The organism is Flavobacterium sp. JAS (genome assembly GCF_020991455.1).
In the GTDB taxonomy this organism is placed as follows: domain Bacteria; phylum Bacteroidota; class Bacteroidia; order Flavobacteriales; family Flavobacteriaceae; genus Flavobacterium.
This window is the reverse complement of sequence record NZ_JAJMOX010000005.1, coordinates 1-18,054: the sequence shown is the minus strand read 5'-3', so window position 1 is coordinate 18,054 and position 18,054 is coordinate 1. Positions and strand designations below refer to the sequence as shown.

The 18,054-nt window shown below is 33.0% G+C and carries 15 protein-coding genes; 7 read left to right on the top strand and 8 right to left on the bottom strand.

Features of this window, described 5'->3' with window-relative positions; all coding sequences use genetic code 11:
* The first annotated feature begins 85 nt into the window (after positions 1-85).
* The 5 genes from LPB88_RS07940 to LPB88_RS07920 are packed head-to-tail and all read left to right on the top strand — an operon-like array spanning position 86 to position 5,459.
* A complete protein-coding gene (locus LPB88_RS07940) occupies positions 86-619 on the top strand; it encodes an anti-sigma factor (RefSeq protein WP_230714349.1) in 534 nt (177 codons plus the stop codon).
* A complete protein-coding gene (locus LPB88_RS07935; RefSeq protein WP_230714347.1) occupies positions 603-1,661 on the top strand; it encodes a hypothetical protein in 1,059 nt (352 codons plus the stop codon). Before LPB88_RS07940 ends, LPB88_RS07935 begins: the two co-directional genes overlap by 17 nt.
* Positions 1,662-1,682: 21 nt before the next feature.
* On the top strand, positions 1,683-2,408 hold the full coding sequence (locus LPB88_RS07930; RefSeq protein ID WP_230714345.1) for a head GIN domain-containing protein: 726 nt from the start codon (positions 1,683-1,685) through the stop codon (positions 2,406-2,408).
* 53 nt (positions 2,409-2,461) lie between these two features.
* Positions 2,462-3,592 (top strand): serine hydrolase, encoded by a 1,131-nt coding sequence (locus LPB88_RS07925; RefSeq protein ID WP_230714336.1) that lies wholly within the window; start codon positions 2,462-2,464, stop codon positions 3,590-3,592.
* Positions 3,593-3,620: 28 nt separating this feature from the next.
* Entirely contained in the window at positions 3,621-5,459 is a 1,839-nt protein-coding gene (locus tag LPB88_RS07920; RefSeq protein WP_230714334.1) for a serine hydrolase, read from the top strand.
* Positions 5,460-5,494: 35 nt separating this feature from the next.
* On the opposite strand, the gene LPB88_RS07915 is transcribed toward LPB88_RS07920, so the two are convergent.
* From LPB88_RS07915 to LPB88_RS07890, 6 genes are all read right to left on the bottom strand, one after another.
* Entirely contained in the window at positions 5,495-6,814 is a 1,320-nt protein-coding gene (locus tag LPB88_RS07915; RefSeq protein WP_230714332.1) for an MFS transporter, read from the bottom strand.
* Between the two features lie 178 nt (positions 6,815-6,992).
* Positions 6,993-7,802: a M48 family metallopeptidase gene (locus LPB88_RS07910; RefSeq protein ID WP_230714330.1), complete on the bottom strand. Its 810-nt coding sequence runs from the start codon at positions 7,800-7,802 to the stop codon at positions 6,993-6,995.
* Positions 7,803-7,887: 85 nt separating this feature from the next.
* Positions 7,888-10,287 carry a glycoside hydrolase family 31 protein gene (locus LPB88_RS07905; RefSeq protein ID WP_230714328.1) on the bottom strand — a complete coding sequence of 800 codons (2,400 nt, stop codon included), beginning with the start codon at positions 10,285-10,287 and terminating at the stop codon, positions 7,888-7,890.
* A gap of 202 nt (positions 10,288-10,489) precedes the next feature.
* A complete protein-coding gene (gene glgB / locus LPB88_RS07900; protein WP_230714326.1) occupies positions 10,490-12,394 on the bottom strand; it encodes a 1,4-alpha-glucan branching protein GlgB in 1,905 nt (634 codons plus the stop codon).
* A 55-nt stretch (positions 12,395-12,449) separates the two neighbouring features.
* Positions 12,450-13,730 (bottom strand): glucose-1-phosphate adenylyltransferase, encoded by a 1,281-nt coding sequence (locus LPB88_RS07895; protein ID WP_230714324.1) that lies wholly within the window; start codon positions 13,728-13,730, stop codon positions 12,450-12,452.
* The gene (locus LPB88_RS07890) at positions 13,720-15,147 is read right to left on the bottom strand and encodes a glycogen synthase (RefSeq protein WP_230714322.1); all 1,428 of its coding nucleotides are present in this window, start codon (positions 15,145-15,147) and stop codon (positions 13,720-13,722) included. Before LPB88_RS07890 ends, LPB88_RS07895 begins: the two co-directional genes overlap by 11 nt.
* A gap of 138 nt (positions 15,148-15,285) precedes the next feature.
* Between LPB88_RS07890 and LPB88_RS07885 the strand changes: the two genes are divergently transcribed.
* Positions 15,286-16,152 (top strand): alpha/beta fold hydrolase, encoded by an 867-nt coding sequence (locus LPB88_RS07885; RefSeq protein ID WP_230714320.1) that lies wholly within the window; start codon positions 15,286-15,288, stop codon positions 16,150-16,152.
* Between the two features lie 48 nt (positions 16,153-16,200).
* Positions 16,201-16,845: an endonuclease III gene (gene nth, locus LPB88_RS07880; protein ID WP_230714318.1), complete on the top strand. Its 645-nt coding sequence runs from the start codon at positions 16,201-16,203 to the stop codon at positions 16,843-16,845.
* A 4-nt stretch (positions 16,846-16,849) separates the two neighbouring features.
* On the opposite strand, the gene LPB88_RS07875 is transcribed toward nth, so the two are convergent.
* The gene (locus LPB88_RS07875) at positions 16,850-17,284 is read right to left on the bottom strand and encodes a nuclear transport factor 2 family protein (RefSeq protein ID WP_230714316.1); all 435 of its coding nucleotides are present in this window, start codon (positions 17,282-17,284) and stop codon (positions 16,850-16,852) included.
* A 24-nt stretch (positions 17,285-17,308) separates the two neighbouring features.
* Complete coding sequence (locus LPB88_RS07870) at positions 17,309-17,761, bottom strand: DUF1569 domain-containing protein (RefSeq protein WP_230714314.1); 453 nt, start codon at positions 17,759-17,761, stop codon at positions 17,309-17,311.
* Between the last annotated feature and the right edge of the window lie 293 nt (positions 17,762-18,054).

Below are 18,054 nucleotides of genomic sequence, written 5' to 3'. Positions count from 1 at the left end.
CATTAAAAACGATTTTGTGCAAACAAAAACAAATAAATAAAAAGGCGATACCATATATCACCTCTGAAAAATAAATTTGAGATATATGAAAAAGGAAAATGACAATTTAGATGAATTATTTAACAAGTTTGAGAATCAATGGGACATTCAGGAAATGAATTCTGACCATCAGGTTGATTTCTTAAATAAACTAAATAAAAAGCAATCCAGAAAGAAATATTGGTTTGTAACGGCTGTTGCGGCTTCAATTGTATTGATGTTAGGAATATCTGTTTTTTATAAAAATGACAAACCAAAAGAATTCAAGTTTGCCTCTAAAGAAACGCAACGAACTGATTCTATCTTCAGTATTTTGATCGACAATGAACTCGTTAAACTAAAAGAGAAAAGTTCGCCTGAAAATGAGCAAATTATTAATGATGCGCTAAAACAAATGAAAGTTTTTGATGCCGATTATGCAAAAATCATAAAAGAGCTTCAAAAGAATGGCGAAAACAAACAAATTATTTACGCCATGATTAGCAATCTGCAAACACGAATCTCTTTTTTGCAAACTGTTTTACAGCGAATTGAAGAAAACGAAAATTTAAAAAACACATCTGATGAGAAAACATTATAACTTACTTATTCTATTCATTTTAATTCCTTTTTTAGGATTTTCAAATGATGATACTTTCATCTCTAAACAAAAAAGTATCAAAAAAACCTACATCGTAAATTCGAATGCAGGAATTGATATCGATAACAAATACGGAAACATTACGGTATCAACCTGGGACGAAGACAAAATTGATCTTGATATCACAATAAAAGTTACAGGCGGAAATGAAAACTGGGTCAACGAACGACTAAACAGTATCGATGTTGATATTACGGCCCTCAAATCATTGGTTTCTGCGGTAACGAACTTAGGAAATTCTTCTTTAAAAAGCAGAGGAAGCAGCAATAGTTTCGAGATTAATTATGTAATAAAAATTCCGAAAAATGGCACTGTAAAACTCGAAAACAAATACGGAAATATCACTACACTAAATTTAGAATCAACTACTGATATTACTTGTAAATACGGAAAAATAAATCTGGGAAGATTAAACGGATCCAGTAATAGAGTACAAATCGAATATTGTCAAAACTCGGTAATTGATTATATCAAAAGCTCAAATATTGAAGCACGTTATTCTGGTTTAAAAATTAACGAATCTGGAAATATAAACCTTGATGCCAATTATAGTGATTTGACTGTTGGAGATAGTCAGAATATTAAATATGATTGTAATTACGGAACTTTAAAGTTTCAGAAAGTCAACTCCTTTTCCGGTTCAGGAAATTATCTGACTATTCAAATCTCTGAAATTTCAAGCAATTTAGCTGCTGACATTACTTATAGCAAATTAAGTGTTGGCACTATAAATGACAAAGCAGGCAATATCAATATCAGCGCAGGTTATTCTGATGTTTCATTGGGATATAGTGCAAATTATGCTTTTGATTTTGACATCGCAACACGATATGGAAGCATTAAAACGGGCGATGATTTAGAAACTTCTGTCAGCGAAAGTAAAAGCAGCAGCAAAAACATAAGTGGTTATCATAAAAGAAAAGGTCAGAATAAAGTTCAGATAAACTCAAATTACGGAAACGTAACATTAATCAAAAAATAATAAACTTAAAAATTTAAAACAATGAAAAAAGTATTACAATTAACAGTTTTTGGTGCATTTTTAGTAGGTTTTATGGCAAATGCACAATCCGAGAAAATATCAGGAAATGGTAAAGTAGTTACAGAAACCAGAACTACATCTGATTATGATGCCATAAAAGTATCGGGCTCTTATGATGTTGATTTAGTGGCAGGAAAAGAAGGCAAAATCACCATTAAAGGTGAAGAAAATATTATTGCAAACATTATTATTGAAGTCGAAGATAATACCTTAAAAGTTTATAGTAAAAAGAATCTAAACTTACGCCCAAGTATAGGGAAAAAGATACAAGTTACAATTCCGTTTGAGAAAATATCTGAGATAAATCTGTCGGGTTCAGGAGATATTCAATCCAAAAATCCAATTAAAAATGATAAGTTCTTAGCAAGATTATCTGGTTCAGGAAACTTTAATTTAGACGTAGATTCTAATTCTTTAGAGCTTAATTTAAGTGGTTCTGGAAATGTACGTTTAAAAGGAACGGCTGACAACTTTACTACGAAACTTTCCGGTTCAGGAGATATTGACGCCGCCCAATTAAAATCTAAAAATGTTGATGTAAACGTTTCAGGATCTGGAAATAGCAGTGTTAATTGTAACGGAAGCTTAACTGCAAGAGTTTCTGGTTCAGGAGATATCAAATACAGCGGAAATCCTGAAAAACGTGATGTAAAAGTTTCTGGCTCAGGAAATATCTCAAAAGCCTAATATTGCTGATAGCTCAATAATAAAAGAATTTTAAACAATCATCTAAATCAAAAATGAACAGAACAATCCTTCTTCTATTATTGAGCTTTTCTATTTCAATCTTTAGTCAGCAAAAACAAAATAGTTTATCAGAACAGGAAATTTTTTCGATAATTGACAAAAATGCTAATCTCTTATTAAAAGACTCAAAAGCAAATTCTGTTTCAATCGCTGTTGTCTGTAAGGATAAAATTTATACCAGACATTATGGCGAAATTGACAAAGGGAAAGGCAATAAGGCCAATGATAACACCTTGTTTGAAATAGCTTCTGTTACAAAAGTCTTTACAGGAACTCTGGTTGCTAATGCTGTTTTAGAAGGAAAAATTAAACTTGACGACGATATTAGAATATACTTAAAAGAACCTTTTTCTAATTTAGAATACAAAGGAAATCCAATACGAATCAAGGATTTGCTAACACATAGAAGTGGTATTTTAACTCCTTTTCCGGATACTAAAGAAATTCGCCAAAAGTATAGCCCTGATAGTTTTTTAGTTCATAAAAACAGATTAGATAAATTGTATACAAAAAAAGATTTTTTCAATGCTTTAAGAAATGTAAAAGTTGATTCTCTGCCAGGTACAACTTTTAAATATGGAGCTTTAGGACCTGAGTTATGTGCAACTATTCTTGAAAATGTTTATAAAGAAAAATATGAAGATTTATTACATAAGACCTTTTTGGCTAAGTTGAAAATGAATTCGACAAAAATCAAATTGGGCAAAAATGATGTTGTCGCAAATGGCTATAATGAAAGTGGTTTATTAATGACTCCGCTATCGAGTAATCTTTGGGGCGCATCAAAAATTCTTAAAACTACTCTTGGTGATCTCACAAAATTTATCAAGTTTGAATTGGATCCTAATAACAAAATAGTGCTCAAATCTCACGACAAAATATACTCAAATCCTGATATGGGTTATTTCTGGGAGATTCAAACAGATCCTAATGGAAATACCGTCTACGCAAAAGACGGTGGCTCAAATGGCACACAAAACATCCTGAAAATCTACCCTAAAAATAATATGGGTTTTATAATTCTAATGAACCAAAGTGATAAAAATTCAGGCACTTATCTAGAATCAGCTTCAAACAATTTATTTAGTAATTTAAATGTTTTAAGTTCAAATTCTGAACAATAAATCAATTCAATTTTTTAAAAACTAAAAAATGAGACGGACAATACTTATTATCCTTCTGGCATTTTCTTGTGCCTTATCTTTTGCGCAGAAAACTGTAAGCCGAAACACTTCTGCCAACGAAAATATTTCTCTTGAAGGCTTAAAAAACAGCACTTCGGCTGTGATGTTACAATATAACCTTAAAGGTTTAAGTGTTGCTGTATTTGAAAATTATAAAATAATCTGGACCAATCAATGGGGAATAAAAGCTTCTGATTCTGATGAAAAAATAGATCAAAATACAGCATTTTCTACTGCTTCGATTTCAAAACCGATAACAGCAATTGTTTGTGCAATGCTGGAAGAAAAAGGATTAATCAATCTTGATGATCCTATTGAAAACTATCTTAAAAGATGGAAACTTCCGGAAAGTAATTTTACCAAAGGTACTAAAGTAACCTGGAAACAACTCTTATCGCACACGGCAGGAACAAGTCAGGGTGGTTTTGAAGATTATTATCAGGGAGATTCTATACCAACTATTGTAGAAAGTTTGCAAGGAAAGCTATTGCCAAGATCCAAGAAGCCAATCGAATTTCTTTTTAAACCCGGAACAAACTGGGAATATAGCGGTGGTGGTTATGTAATTATTCAATGCGCGCTTGAAGATCATTTAAAGAAACCATTGGCTCAAATTGTAAAAGAAACTCTTCTTGATCCTTTACAATTGCAAAACTCAACTATGGTGCAGCCTAACGAAAAAGGTTTCTTAACCAATATTGCTAAAGTACACAACAACAAAGGCGAAATCATTAAAACCGGAATACCAATTACTCCTCAGGTTTCGCCATCTGGCCTGTGGTCTACTCCTACTGATTTAGCTTTGATTGCAATCGAAATGCAAAAAGCATTATCAGGAAAAGAAAACAAAATTATCTCGACAACTGTTGCTAAAAAAGTAACTGATATTACGACGATGGATGGCTCTCGCGGTTGGAGTTATGGCTTGCAGCGAAGTATTGGTTTTGGAAATCAGGAATGGTTCTCACATGATGGTTCAAACACCGGAACTGGCGGTGATTTATTGGCAACAATGAAAAATGGTAACGGAATTGCAGTTCTGGCAAATGGAGACAAGCCCAATCGTTTGCCTGTAATGTGTTATTTGGAAAAAGAAATCATTACTAAACTGCATTGGAATAAACCAATTAATGAGTTATCAAACCAACAAATTCCAAATATATTAAAAGAAGCTATAAAAGGATATTATACTGAAATTCTATATGGTTACAATAGATTAGGTGTGACTAAAATCTTTGAAGAAAACAATCATTTATATCTTAATTCACCCTATTTAAAAGATAATTATAATTCTGAAAAAAATGAAATGTATTACGTTGGCAACAACTCTTTTAGAATAGATAATTACCCAAATATTATACGATTTAATCTGGATAAAAATGAACTCAAAGGACTAACTATTTCCAGACCAAAGTACACTACAAAAAAACTAGTGCTTACATTAGATCAAATAAGAACGCCGCAAACTCAATTAATTGAAATCTTTAGCGAGAATAGTTTTGAAACAGCGGTAAGTCAATTCAAAAAATTAAGATTAAAATACCCTGATTATAATTTTGAAGAAAATCTGAACACTTTGGGATATAGCTACTTAAATAAAAAACAAACTGATATTTCTATTCAAATTTTCATACTCAATTGTTCAGAGTATTCACAATCTGCAAATGCTTATGATAGTTTGGGTGAGATTTATGAAACTATTGGAAAATTAGAGCTTGCAAAACAGAACTATCAAAAATCATTAGACTTAAATCCAAAAAATGAAAATGCAAAGCAAATGATTTCAAAAATCAATGCTCAGCTTTAATTAAATAAGATTTCAGATACTAAATAAAGGCACTTTTAAAGTGCCTTTTTATGTACTCGTCTCAATAAGAAAATTGATGTAACAAAGAAAACTGCTAAAATTACAATTGCTGCACGCGGGCTTCCGGTAATTTGATCAATGATACCGTAAACACACATACCAATTACGATTCCGATTTTTTCTGCAACATCATAAAAACTAAAAAATGAGGCTGTATCCTCAGTTTCTGGCAATAACTTAGAATAAGTAGAACGTGACAAAGCCTGAATTCCTCCCATTACAAATCCTGCAACAGTTGCCATCACGTAAAAATGCATTGGCAAAGTAATAAAGTATGCCAGAGCACAAAACACGGCCCAAATTGCATTAATAACAATTAAAGTTGGGATATTTCCGAATTTTGCAGAAGCTCTTGAAGTTAGTACAGCACCAATAACTGCCACTAATTGTATAATCAAAATACAAATAATTAATCCAATAGTTCCTTCTTCTTTAGATGACCATTGAATTTCCTGAGCTCCAAAATAAGTTGCAACAAGCATAACGGTTTGTACTGCCATACTTGAAACAAAGAATCCACCTAAATATCTTTTTAATGGAATATTTTTATTCAATAATGCCCAAACTTTCTTTAGTTCTTTGAAGCCATTAAATACAACCGACTTTGTTAGTTTTTCGCCGTTTTCTTTGTTTCCTTTTGGCAAATAAAAATAGGTATATTGACTAAATAATACCCACCAAACACCTACCATTATAAAAGAATAACGCATTGCTTTCATTGCTGCTTCTCCTTCTGTACCAGTGATCCCAAAAAGTTTTGGTTTCATAATCATCGCTAAATTGATAATTAATAAAATTACACTTCCAATATATCCTAAAGAATATCCTTTGGCGCTAATTTTATCTTGCTGCTCTTCAAATGCAATATCCGGCAGATAAGAATTATAAAAAACCAAGCTTCCCCAATATCCTATTAAACCTAAGAAATAAAAAGCCAACCCGATATAAATATCATCAAGATCAAACCAATATAATCCCATACAGGACAAAGCTCCCAAATAGCAGAAAAATTTCATGAATGCCTTTTTATTTCCAACATAATCGGCTATTCCTGATAGTAAAGGAGAAATAAAAGAAACAACTAAGAAGGCAAAAGCTGTTATAAAACTAATTAATGCAGAGTTTTTAAGATGCATCCCAAAAACATCAATATAATGATCACGTTTAGAAAATAAAGCTTCATAAAAAATAGGAAATACTGCCGAAGCAATGGTAAGGGTGTAAACTGAATTTGCCCAATCATAAAATGCCCAGGCATTTAATAATTTTTTATCTCCTTTTTGTAGGTTTTTCATAGAAATGGTTTTGTTAATGCGCTACGAATTTATCTAATTTTTATCATAATCAGATATATTTTGAAAAATTCCTGTATTAATAAATTATGAACAATCCAGAAACTACAGTGTATTATATTGAAACAAAAAAAGCTACTCTAAAAAGAATAGCTTTTGTGATTATATCGATTAAATATCTTTATTTAATAACACCAACTTTAAGTGCTGTAGCTTTCGCATCTGGAATTAACGATTTTAAATTCGCAATTCTTGTAGCATCAGAAGGGTGTGTGCTCATAAACTCTGGCGTTCCTGCAGCTCCTGAATTGGCAGACATTCTGGTCCAGAATGCAATTGCATCATCTGGGTTATAACCTGCGATTGCCATTAATGTTAATCCTATTTTATCCGCTTCACTTTCGTTGCTTCTACTAAACGGAAGCATCACTCCTACTTCTGTACCCATTCCGTAAGCTTGAGAAAATATTTCTTTGGTTTGTGCTGATTTACTGCTTGTAGCAGCATCCAAAACAGCACCTCCTATTGATTGCAATTGTGCTGCACTCATTCTTTGTGCACCGTGATTGGCTAATGCATGTGAAACTTCATGTCCCATAACGGTAGCTAATCCTGATTCGTTTTGAGTTATTGGTAAAATTCCGGAATAAACAACAATTTTTCCGCCTGGAAGACACCATGCATTTACTTCTTTGTTATCTACAAGTTTATATTCCCAACGATAATCTTTCAAATACTGTGACTGACCTAAATAAGTGAGATATCTTTCAGCAGCAGCTTTAATTTTTGATCCTACCAAATCAACTCTTTTTGCATCAGCAGTTCCTGTAATAACTTTATTCTCCGTTAAAAAAGTACTGTATTGTTGAAATGAGGTAGGAAATAGTTCACTGTTTGAAACAAAGTTTAAACTCTGTTTTCCTGTAATTGGATTCGTTGCGCATCCAGCCAAAACAACGGCAAATAATCCTAATATTAAATGTTTTTTCATGATTTTGATATTTTACAACGCACAAAAATACAATTATTATTACATCTTGTTTTATATAATTTTCTTAAAATTTATCAGAATTTACTTATTCTCCAATAATATGTAGTTCTGTAAACTCTTTATCAACAATTAAGAAATGATTTTCATCAAAAGCAATTTTGTCAAAGGCTATATTTTCATTGTCAATTTCAATTTCTGTAACTTTAAACGGCAAACCAATCAAGTTAATTTTATACTTGCTATAGGGCGTATCGTATTTTCCTTCTTTATGCAATTGTACTATTAATTCTTTCTCTTTTCCCACTGCCGTGAAAGATAAAAAGCTATAACGTCCTTTTTTGTAATCGTAACCATCCTGAGCATCTTCGTAAACTACTGATTTCTCTTTTCCGTTTTTAAAATATAAATCAAGCACTAATTCATCAAACTCAAGTTCGCCTACATATTGCTGTACAGGATATTTTGGAATTATCGCTCCTGCTTTTACAAAAACCGGAATCTCATCAAATTTGGTATCTACCCAAACTTCTCTTCCTCCTGTTGCAAATTCATTTGTCCAATAGTTATACCACTCACCTCTTGGTATATACATACGTCTACCTACAGCATTAGGTTCAAGAATTGGACATACTAAAATCTGGTTTCCAAAGATAAATTCATCATTACGATAATGCGTTTGAGTATCATCCTGATCATAATAAACCAATGGTTTCAACATCGGGATTCCTTCTTCAATGTACTGCCAGAACATCGTATATAAATAAGGCAATAACTGGTAGCGAAGACTCACAAATTTGCGTGTAATATTGATCACTTCTTCATCAAAAGCCCAAGGTTCCTGATTGCCATGATCTCCCGAAGAATGCGTTCTGCAAAACGGATGAAAAACACCCAATTGAATCCAACGCGCATATAATTCTCCTGTTGGCTGTTCAGCAAAACCTCCAATATCAGAACCTGTAAAACCCATTCCGGAAATACACATTCTCTGTACCTGAATATTGGCAATCCATAAATGCTCCCAGGTTGCAACGTTATCACCTGTCCAGGACGATGTATAGCGCTGAGCTCCTGAATAAGCAGATCTTGTTATTACAAATGGGCGTTTGGGATATGCAAATCGCTTTACACCATGATAAGTCGCCCTTGCCATTTGTGTTCCGTAGATATTATGCGCTTTTCTATGGCTGCAAGGATTTCCGTCGTAAATATGGCGAACATCCATTGGGAAGGTTTTATTTGGAACCTCCATAACAGCAGGTTCATTCATATCATTCCAAACTCCTTTTACACCAATGTCTGAAATTAATTCTTTAAATAAGCCCGCCCACCATTCTCTAACTACGGGATTTGTATAATCTGGGAAATTACATTCGCCTGGCCAAACTTTACCTTTCATATAGGGACCGTCGGCTCTTTTGCAGAAATAATCTTTCTCTAAAGCTTCTTTATAAACCCAGTAATCTTTATCAATTTTAATTCCCGGATCGATGATTACAACCGTTTTAAAACCGTCTTCGGCCAGTTCTGCAACCATTCGTTTTGGATCGGGAAAATACTCTTTATTCCAGGTAAAACATCGGAAACCTTCCATATAATCAATGTCCAAATAAATGGCATCGCAAGGAATTTTCAATTCTCGGAATTTTGAAGTAATTTCTTTTACTTTACTTTCCGGATAATAACTCCATTTACATTGATGATATCCCAGAACCCAAAGTGGCGGTAATTCTGGCTTACCTGTTAAATCTGTATAAGTTGTTACCACATCCTGCATTTGTGGCCCGTAAATAAAGTAGTAATTCATCTCGCCGCCTTCAGCCCAAAAGCTGGTGACATTTCTTCTTTCCTGACAAAAATCAAAGAAAGTCCTAAAAGTATTATCAAAGAAAATCCCGTAAGATTGCTTGTTGTGTAACCCAATATAAAACGGAACTACTTTGTATAAAGGATCTTGTTCTTTTTGGTAAGCATATTGATCGGTAGCAAAATTTTCTAATCTTTTGCCTTTCAAATTCATCTGAGTAGCTTTGTCGCCAAGACCGTAAAAACATTCTCCATCTTTAGAAGATTTACTCATTTTTACGATATTTCCGCCATATTCATAACTTTCTTCCCAATGAAAACCAAGTTCATCTTCGAGAATCAAAAGATCGTTTAAATCGTAAATAGAGAGACGAAGATCTACTTTTTGAATTTTGCATTTGACTTTACTGGTTCTAATCAAAAAATACGTTTCCTCTTCAGTAAGTTCTAAGAAATTATAACCGTGAAGCTGTGTTTTATCAATTGCATACGAAAAGTCGTTGCTAAAATATCCTTTTGTAGTAAAACGAAAACGAATTAGACTATCTCTGAGAATAGTGACTTTTAAGATTACTTTATTGTCAGTATGAAAAAAGATAGAATCGCCTTCATGATCAAATGAGACAATTTTTGATGGGTATAAATCGCCTTTATATTCTAATGATGTATTTGTAATCATATCGCTAATGAATTAATTATATAAAACTAATCTTCATTTCAAACATACAAAAAAACTTGGTAAACCCCTATGAATAAAAGGATTATTCACGAAAACGTTTTTTCTGAATGAGTACTAAATAACGGCTTGAAAAATCACCAATTCGATAATTTAAGAACGCTAAACTGATAAAACGGCATTCTACAAATTAATCTCCATCTTTCTATACAAACGAATAAACGGTAACGCTTAAAGCAGGCAAAGTTAATTCGACCGAAAAATCCCTGCCATCATAAGGAGTAGCTTCTATTTTTACTGATTTAGAGCTTCCAGCACCGCTTCCGCCGTAAATTGTTGCATCACTATTAAATATTTCTTCCAATTTACCTTTTTGCGAAATTCCAATTCTGTAATTTTCTCTTACCACTTGCGTAAAATTACAAACTACCACTAGATTTTCATTCGGATTATTTCCTTTTCGGATATAAGATAAAACAGCGTTTTGATGATCTGAGTAATTAATCCACTCGAAACCTTCTCCTGTAAATTGTTTTTCATACAATGCAGGACGGGATTTATATAACTGATTCAAATCTGTGATAACTTTTTTAATTCCGGAATGATAATCATATTGTAATAAATGCCAATCTAAACTCTTCTCAAAATTCCATTCGTCACTTTGTCCAAATTCAGATCCCATAAACAATAATTTAGTTCCCGGATGCGTAAACATATAACCATAAAGCAATCTTAGATTAGCAAATTTTTGCCATTCGTCACCCGGCATTTTATTGGCAATAGATTTCTTTCCGTAAACCACTTCGTCGTGAGAAAATGGCAACATAAAATTCTCGGTAAAAGCGTACGTCATCGAGAAAGTTAAATCGTTCTGATGGTATTTTCTATAAACCGTTTCTTTCTGAAAATATTTTAAAGTATCGTGCATCCAGCCCATCATCCATTTCATTCCAAAACCTAAACCACCAGTAAAAGTAGGTCTTGAAACCATAGGAAAAGAAGTACTTTCTTCAGCAATGGTTTGAACTCCATCAAAATTAGCGTAGATTACCTCATTGAATTCTTTAAGGAAACTTATGGTTTCAAGATTTTCTCTTCCGCCATAAATATTAGGTTCCCATTCGCCATCATTACGAGAATAATCAAGATATAACATCGAAGCAACGGCATCAACTCTCAATCCATCGGCATGATATTGCTGAAGCCAAAAAACAGCGTTACTTATTAAAAAAGCACGAACTTCATTTCGTCCGTAATTAAAAACCAAACTTTTCCAATCCGGATGATATCCTTTACGGCGATCCGGATGTTCGTATAAGTTAGATCCATCAAAGAAACCTAAACCATGTGCATCATCAGGAAAATGCGACGGAACCCAATCTAAAATTACCCCAATTCCAGACTGATGTAATTTATCGACCAAGACCATAAAATCCTGTGGTTTCCCAAAACGAGACGTTGGTGCAAAATATCCCGTCAATTGATAACCCCATGAAGGATCGTAAGGATACTCCATGATTGGCATAAATTCTACGTGCGTAAAACCTGTTTCCTTAACATATTTTACTAAATCGTCTGCCAGTTCCAAATAAGTTAAAAAACGATTATTTTCGGCACGTTTCCAAGAACCTAAATGCACTTCATAAACCGAATAAGGTTTATCGAGAGCATTATTCTCCTGACGATTCTGCATCCAATTTTCGTCTTTCCAATTATAATCCAAATCCCAAACGACAGAAGCTGTATGAGGTGGTTTTTCGCAATATAAAGCAAACGGATCTGCCTTTTCGGTTACGATTCCGTTTATATTAGATTGAATTTTATATTTATAAAGCGCTCCTTTTGTAATTTCAGGAATAAACCCTTCCCATATACCTGAGGAATCCCAACGCACTTGCAATAAATGCTCGCCTTGTGTCCAATAATTAAAATCACCAACTACCGAAACAGATTGAGCCGTTGGAGCCCAAACTGCAAAGTAAACGCCTTTTACTCCGTTAACTTCAACTAAATGCGCTCCTAACTTTTCGTATAATCTGAAGTGTTTTCCGGCTTTGAATAAATCAATATCAAAATCAGTAAATAGAGAATGCGTGATAACTTTATTCATGTTTGTTTTTTATAATTGGAATTTGGCATTTTTTTATTGGAATTTCTTTCAAATTTTATTCTATTCTAAAATTATCCGAGAGAATAGCTCCTTTTTTAATCACAACAATTCCGTCTTTTATACTGTATAATTCGTTTGTAAAATTATCCAAATGCTTTCCTCCCGCAATATGAACGTTGTTTCCTATTCTAACATTTTTGTCCACCAAAGCATTTTGTATAAAGCAATTTTCGCCTATTCCCACATGAATTTTATTGATACTTGCTTCATGATTCAATTCATCAAGATCCTGATAAAAATCGTTCCCCATCACGTAGCAGTTTTCAAGAACAGTACCTGCACCTATTCTGGAACGAATACCTATTACCGAACTTTTGATTTCTTTTGCATTGATAATACAACCCTCCGAAATTAAGGACTGATTTATAATTGAATTTCTAAACTTAGAAGGAGGTAATAGTCTTGGTCTTGTAAAGATTTTATTGTCGTTATCAAACAAATTAAACTCCGGAATATCTGCCGTTAAACCAATATTTGCTTCAAAGAATGATTCAATATTTCCGATATCTGTCCAATATCCTTCATATTGATAACTCAAAATCTTATGTTTTCCAACGGCCTGCGGAATGATTTCTTTTCCAAAATCCTTCGTTTCCGGATCTGCCATTAAATCTTCTAATAATTGACGGTTAAAAATATAGATTCCCATTGAAGCTAAATATTTTTTACCTTTTTCCTGCATTTGCTCGCTAACTTCAGATTCCCATTCCGGTAAAAGTGATGCATCAGGTTTCTCAATAAAAGCTTCTATACAACTTTCGTGATTAGTCTTCAAGATTCCAAATTCCGGCGCATCTTTAGCATTTACAGGCAAAGTAGCAATCGAAATTTCAGCATCTGCGGCAATGTGAGCTTCCAGCATTTCGTTAAAATCCATCTGATATAACTGATCGCCAGATAAAATTAAAGCATGATCGAATTCGTGTTTCAAAAAATGTGACATACATTGTCGAACAGCATCAGCAGTTCCCTGAAACCACGTTGGATTATCCGGAGTTTGTTCTGCTGCCAAAATATCAACAAATGACTGGCTGAAAATGCTAAAATTGAAGGTATTTTTGATATGTGCATTCAAAGATGCTGAGTTGAACTGTGTCAAAACAAATATTTTAAAAATATCAGAATTGATACAATTTGAAATTGGAATATCAACCAATCGGTATTTTCCACCAATTGGTACAGCTGGTTTTGATCTTGTTTCTGTTAACGGAAACAAACGTGATCCTTGTCCTCCTCCTAAAATAATAGCAACTACATTTTTCTTTTTAAATTTCATTTTTCTCAATTATTAGGTTGTATATCTCGATATATTCTTGGCAAACTCTCTCCCAGGAATGATCTGTTGCCATTCCCTTCTTTACAATTTTATTGAAACTTATTTTATCGTCATACAACTTGATAGCACGATTTATAGAATAACAAATATCACCAACAGAAGCCTGATCATGGCATATTCCGTTTCCATTATCACCAAAGTCAACGACAGTATCACGCAAACCTCCGGTTCTTCTCACAATCGGAACCGTTCCGTAACGCAAAGCATACATTTGATTCAACCCGCAAGGCTCCACTCTTGAAGGCATTAAAATATAATCTGATCCTGCATAAATCAAATGGGCTAATTCTTCGTTATAACCAATAAAAACATTGTAATTACCATTATAATCGTTTCGCAATTGTAACAATTGTTCTTCAATAATGGAATTTCCAGATCCTAAAATCAGAATATTGATATTGTCGAAATTTTCAGATAAAGCCAATGCTGAAGCCTGAGGTAATAAATCTCCTCCCTTTTCTTCAAACAAACGACCAATAAAACTAAATAAAGGCTTATTGGGATCTAATTCAAATTGCTCACACAGCTTTTCTTTATTCATCTGTTTTCCATGTTCAAAAGTTTCAATCGAATAATTTTCGGCAATCATCGTATCTTTCCAAGGATCCCAAACCTCAATATCAATTCCGTTCAAAATTCCTCTTGATTTAAATCGAACAGAATTAAACAATACTTCCAATCCATTAGCTGAGATATTTATTTCGTTTAAATAACTTGGAGAAACAGTTGTAACAGCGTGAGCGCATTTAATTCCAACGGCTAAAGAATTTAAAGAATTATTCCATTCTAAAAATCCAACATGAATCAAATCAAATTCCGGTAAATAATGAAGTTTGTCAAAACCAAACCAACCCTGATATAGGCCATTATGAATTGTAATAACCGTTTTTACAGCACTTAACTTTTCATATTTATGAGCATATTTTATCATGAACGGAATTACTCCTGTATGGTGATCATGACAATTTATAACATCCGGAACTGTTTTACGTGCTAAAAACCAATCTAAAGTTGCTATTTGAAAAGATAAAAAACGCTCTATGTCATCTTCATATCCATATACATTTGAGCGATTAAACAATTCATTAATTTCTATCAGATACAATTCATAACCAAGCTTATTAGTTGTTTCTTTTAAAACGCTAAACGGAAAATTAAAGTTTCCCAATTTAACGCTACCCCAATGAACACATTCAAAATCGTTCTCCTGTCTAAATTTTGTATCATAACAAGGCACTACAACCCTAACCTGATGACCTGCGTTGGTTTGATATTTAGGCAAAGCGCCAACTACATCTGCCAATCCGCCAACCTTTGCCATTGGGTAACATTCTGCACTGATATGAAATATTTCCATTCTAAAATTTTATAAACGTATTAAACAGTAATTTGTGAATTATTTTTTTCAGTAAACATTCATTAATGTACTACTTTTATGTTTTTTAAATTTAGGAAAAAATAAGCACAATTCCTCCCTCAAATAAAATTTATTGATATGACAAAAAAGACAAATAATCCTATTAAATCATTAGAAATTCCGCAGTTTATAATTATATCCTGCAAAATTTGTGCTTTTATTTCAACCAAATTGGTTACATCATACGCAGCAAGACTATTTACCACACCAATAAAACATAAAATTCCCAAACGTGAGTTTGAGATGGATCAAAAAAGCATTCAGGAAACAGTTTATGTTCCGGTAATTAATCAAAGCGTTGTGACCTATCACTACGGACAAAGCGACCGAAAAATTTTGCTAGTTCATGGCTGGTCAGGACGTGGTACGCAATTATTTAAAATAGCCGACGAACTTTTAAAAAATGGATATTCGACTGTTAGTTTTGACGCTCCGGCACATGGAAAATCAAAAGGAAAAATGACCATAATGTCTGAGTTTATTGCTTCTATTCTGGAAATTGACAAAAAATATGGTCCATTTGAAATCGCAATCGGACATTCACTAGGCGGAATGTCAGTTTTAAATGCAATAAAAGATGAGCTTAAGGTAAATAAAGCCATAGTAATAGGAAGTGGAGATATTGTTCAGGATATAATAGATGATTTTATCTTGAAACTTGGTCTAAAACAAGAAATAAGTGAACGTCTTCGCAACCATTTTGAAGCTAAATACCAAGTAAAAATGGATGATTTTTCGGCTTATAAAGCAGCTCAGAAAGTAAAAATTCCAGTTTTAGTTATTCATGATAATGATGATCCTGAAGTTTCGGTCAAAGCCGGAATTCATATTCACAAACAACTCGAAAACGGAACTTTATTTCTAACAGATGGATTAGGACACAGAAAAATACTTGGAAATCAAAATGTTATTAAAAAAGCACTAGATTTCATCAAAACTAACTAATTTTGTGACAGTTACGATTTTAGTTATTTAATTCTAAAGAAAATAAAAATGGATTTATTTGGAGAAACATCTAATTGGGAAACAAAACTTGCACCAATATTAGAGAAATATAAAGGAAAAAGACATCCTCTGGAATATCAAAATATTTATCAATTATTGGTAATGGTTGTTTTATCTGCTCAGGATTCTGATGCTAATATTAATAAAATTGCACCTGTTTTATTTGAAAAATATCCCACTTTAAACCGTTTATCCAAAGCTGATTCGGAGACATTTATTCCTTATATCAGTAAAGTTCGAAATTATCCAACAAAAGCACAATGGCTTTTGGAAATTGCCAAAACGATCCAGAATGATGAAGATATTCCTTTAAACATGAAGGATTTGACAGCGTTAAAAGGTATCGGAAGAAAATCCGCCAATGTAATTCTAAGAGAAACTCATAAACCTGCCGAAGGTATTATTGCCGATTTACACGTAATTCGCGTAGCGCCAAGAATTGGAATAATAAAAGATAGTAAAGATGGAATCAAAGCCGAAAAAGATCTTATGCAAGTTCTGCCAAAAAATATCTGGTCTGAAATTGGAATGGCAATTTCTTTCCTGGGCCGAGAAACCTGTAGACCAAAACCAAAATGCGAAGAATGTCTAATTGCAGACTCTTGCCATTATTATCTAACAGAAGTGATTTAAAATATTATTTTCTTCTGGTATCAATCAGATAAATAATCTTCCACGTGTCTTTTTCTTTAAACAAAGTAAAAGTATTTACTCCAGAATGACTTAGTTTATCATTCAAATAAAACTCATATGGTGCCCAAACGTGCGCCATACTCCCGTCTATTTGAATATTATAACTTAAAACCTTTTCGTTGAATTTCAAATTAGATGGAATTGTAGCAATTGATTTATAAAATTCCTTCGCCGTTTCATCAGATAATTTATTCCCCTTAGTTTTACTTTCGCTAATAGATTGCAAAATAATCTTATCAAAACATACTGATTTCAGTTTAATCGTATCTTTTTGATGAAATCCTTGAAAAAAAGATTCAATAGTTTTCTGTACTTCCTGCTGTTGTGCATTTGAGGCTAATCCAACCAATAGTAAAGCTAATACAACATATATTTTCATAAAAAATCAGATTAAAATTTACAATTAAACATCAAATTGACTCAAATGGTGCTCCAGATGTTTACTAAACATATTATTCCATTCTCCAGAACTCAATTTACCAAAAGAAAGAGATTCTTTTCCGTCAAATTCCTTTTCTCCCAGTTCTTGCGTTTTACTAATATAAGCAATTAACCGATCCTTTTCGATATCAAAATTACGATCACCTTTAATTATAAACTGTGGTGCTGTCCCATTATTTCTAGCGTATGACTTATCATCGACAACTTTATTCTTTACAAGCGATTTTAAAATGAACCTCATTAAAACGTTGGGCTTAGGATGAATATTATCATAGACCATTTCGTAAGATACATTACAATGCGCCAGCATTTGAGAAACATTCATTTTTCCCCAAAGCCCCTTTGAATCCGGACTAAGTTTATTAATTCGATTTATAAAATCATCACAAATCTCTTTATCAAAAATATTTTTCATAATGTGGTTGACTTTTAAATTTTGGTAATTATAGAGGAGCAAAAATATAAAATATTAGATATAAAGAGGATTTTACTAGTAAATTAATTACAAATAATCCTGATTATAGCGTTTCCCTCCGGGTCGGGCTGTCCGCTAAATCTTTTGTGATAGAGGTTTCAGTATTTCGAGAAGTTTTGAGTATCACAAAAGGACATCGCTTCCATCCCTAACGCGCTTTATGGTAAAAAGAGCTTACTGTTGCAAAAAGAAAGATAATAACAAACAGCTTTGCGCACTTTGCGGTTAAACTA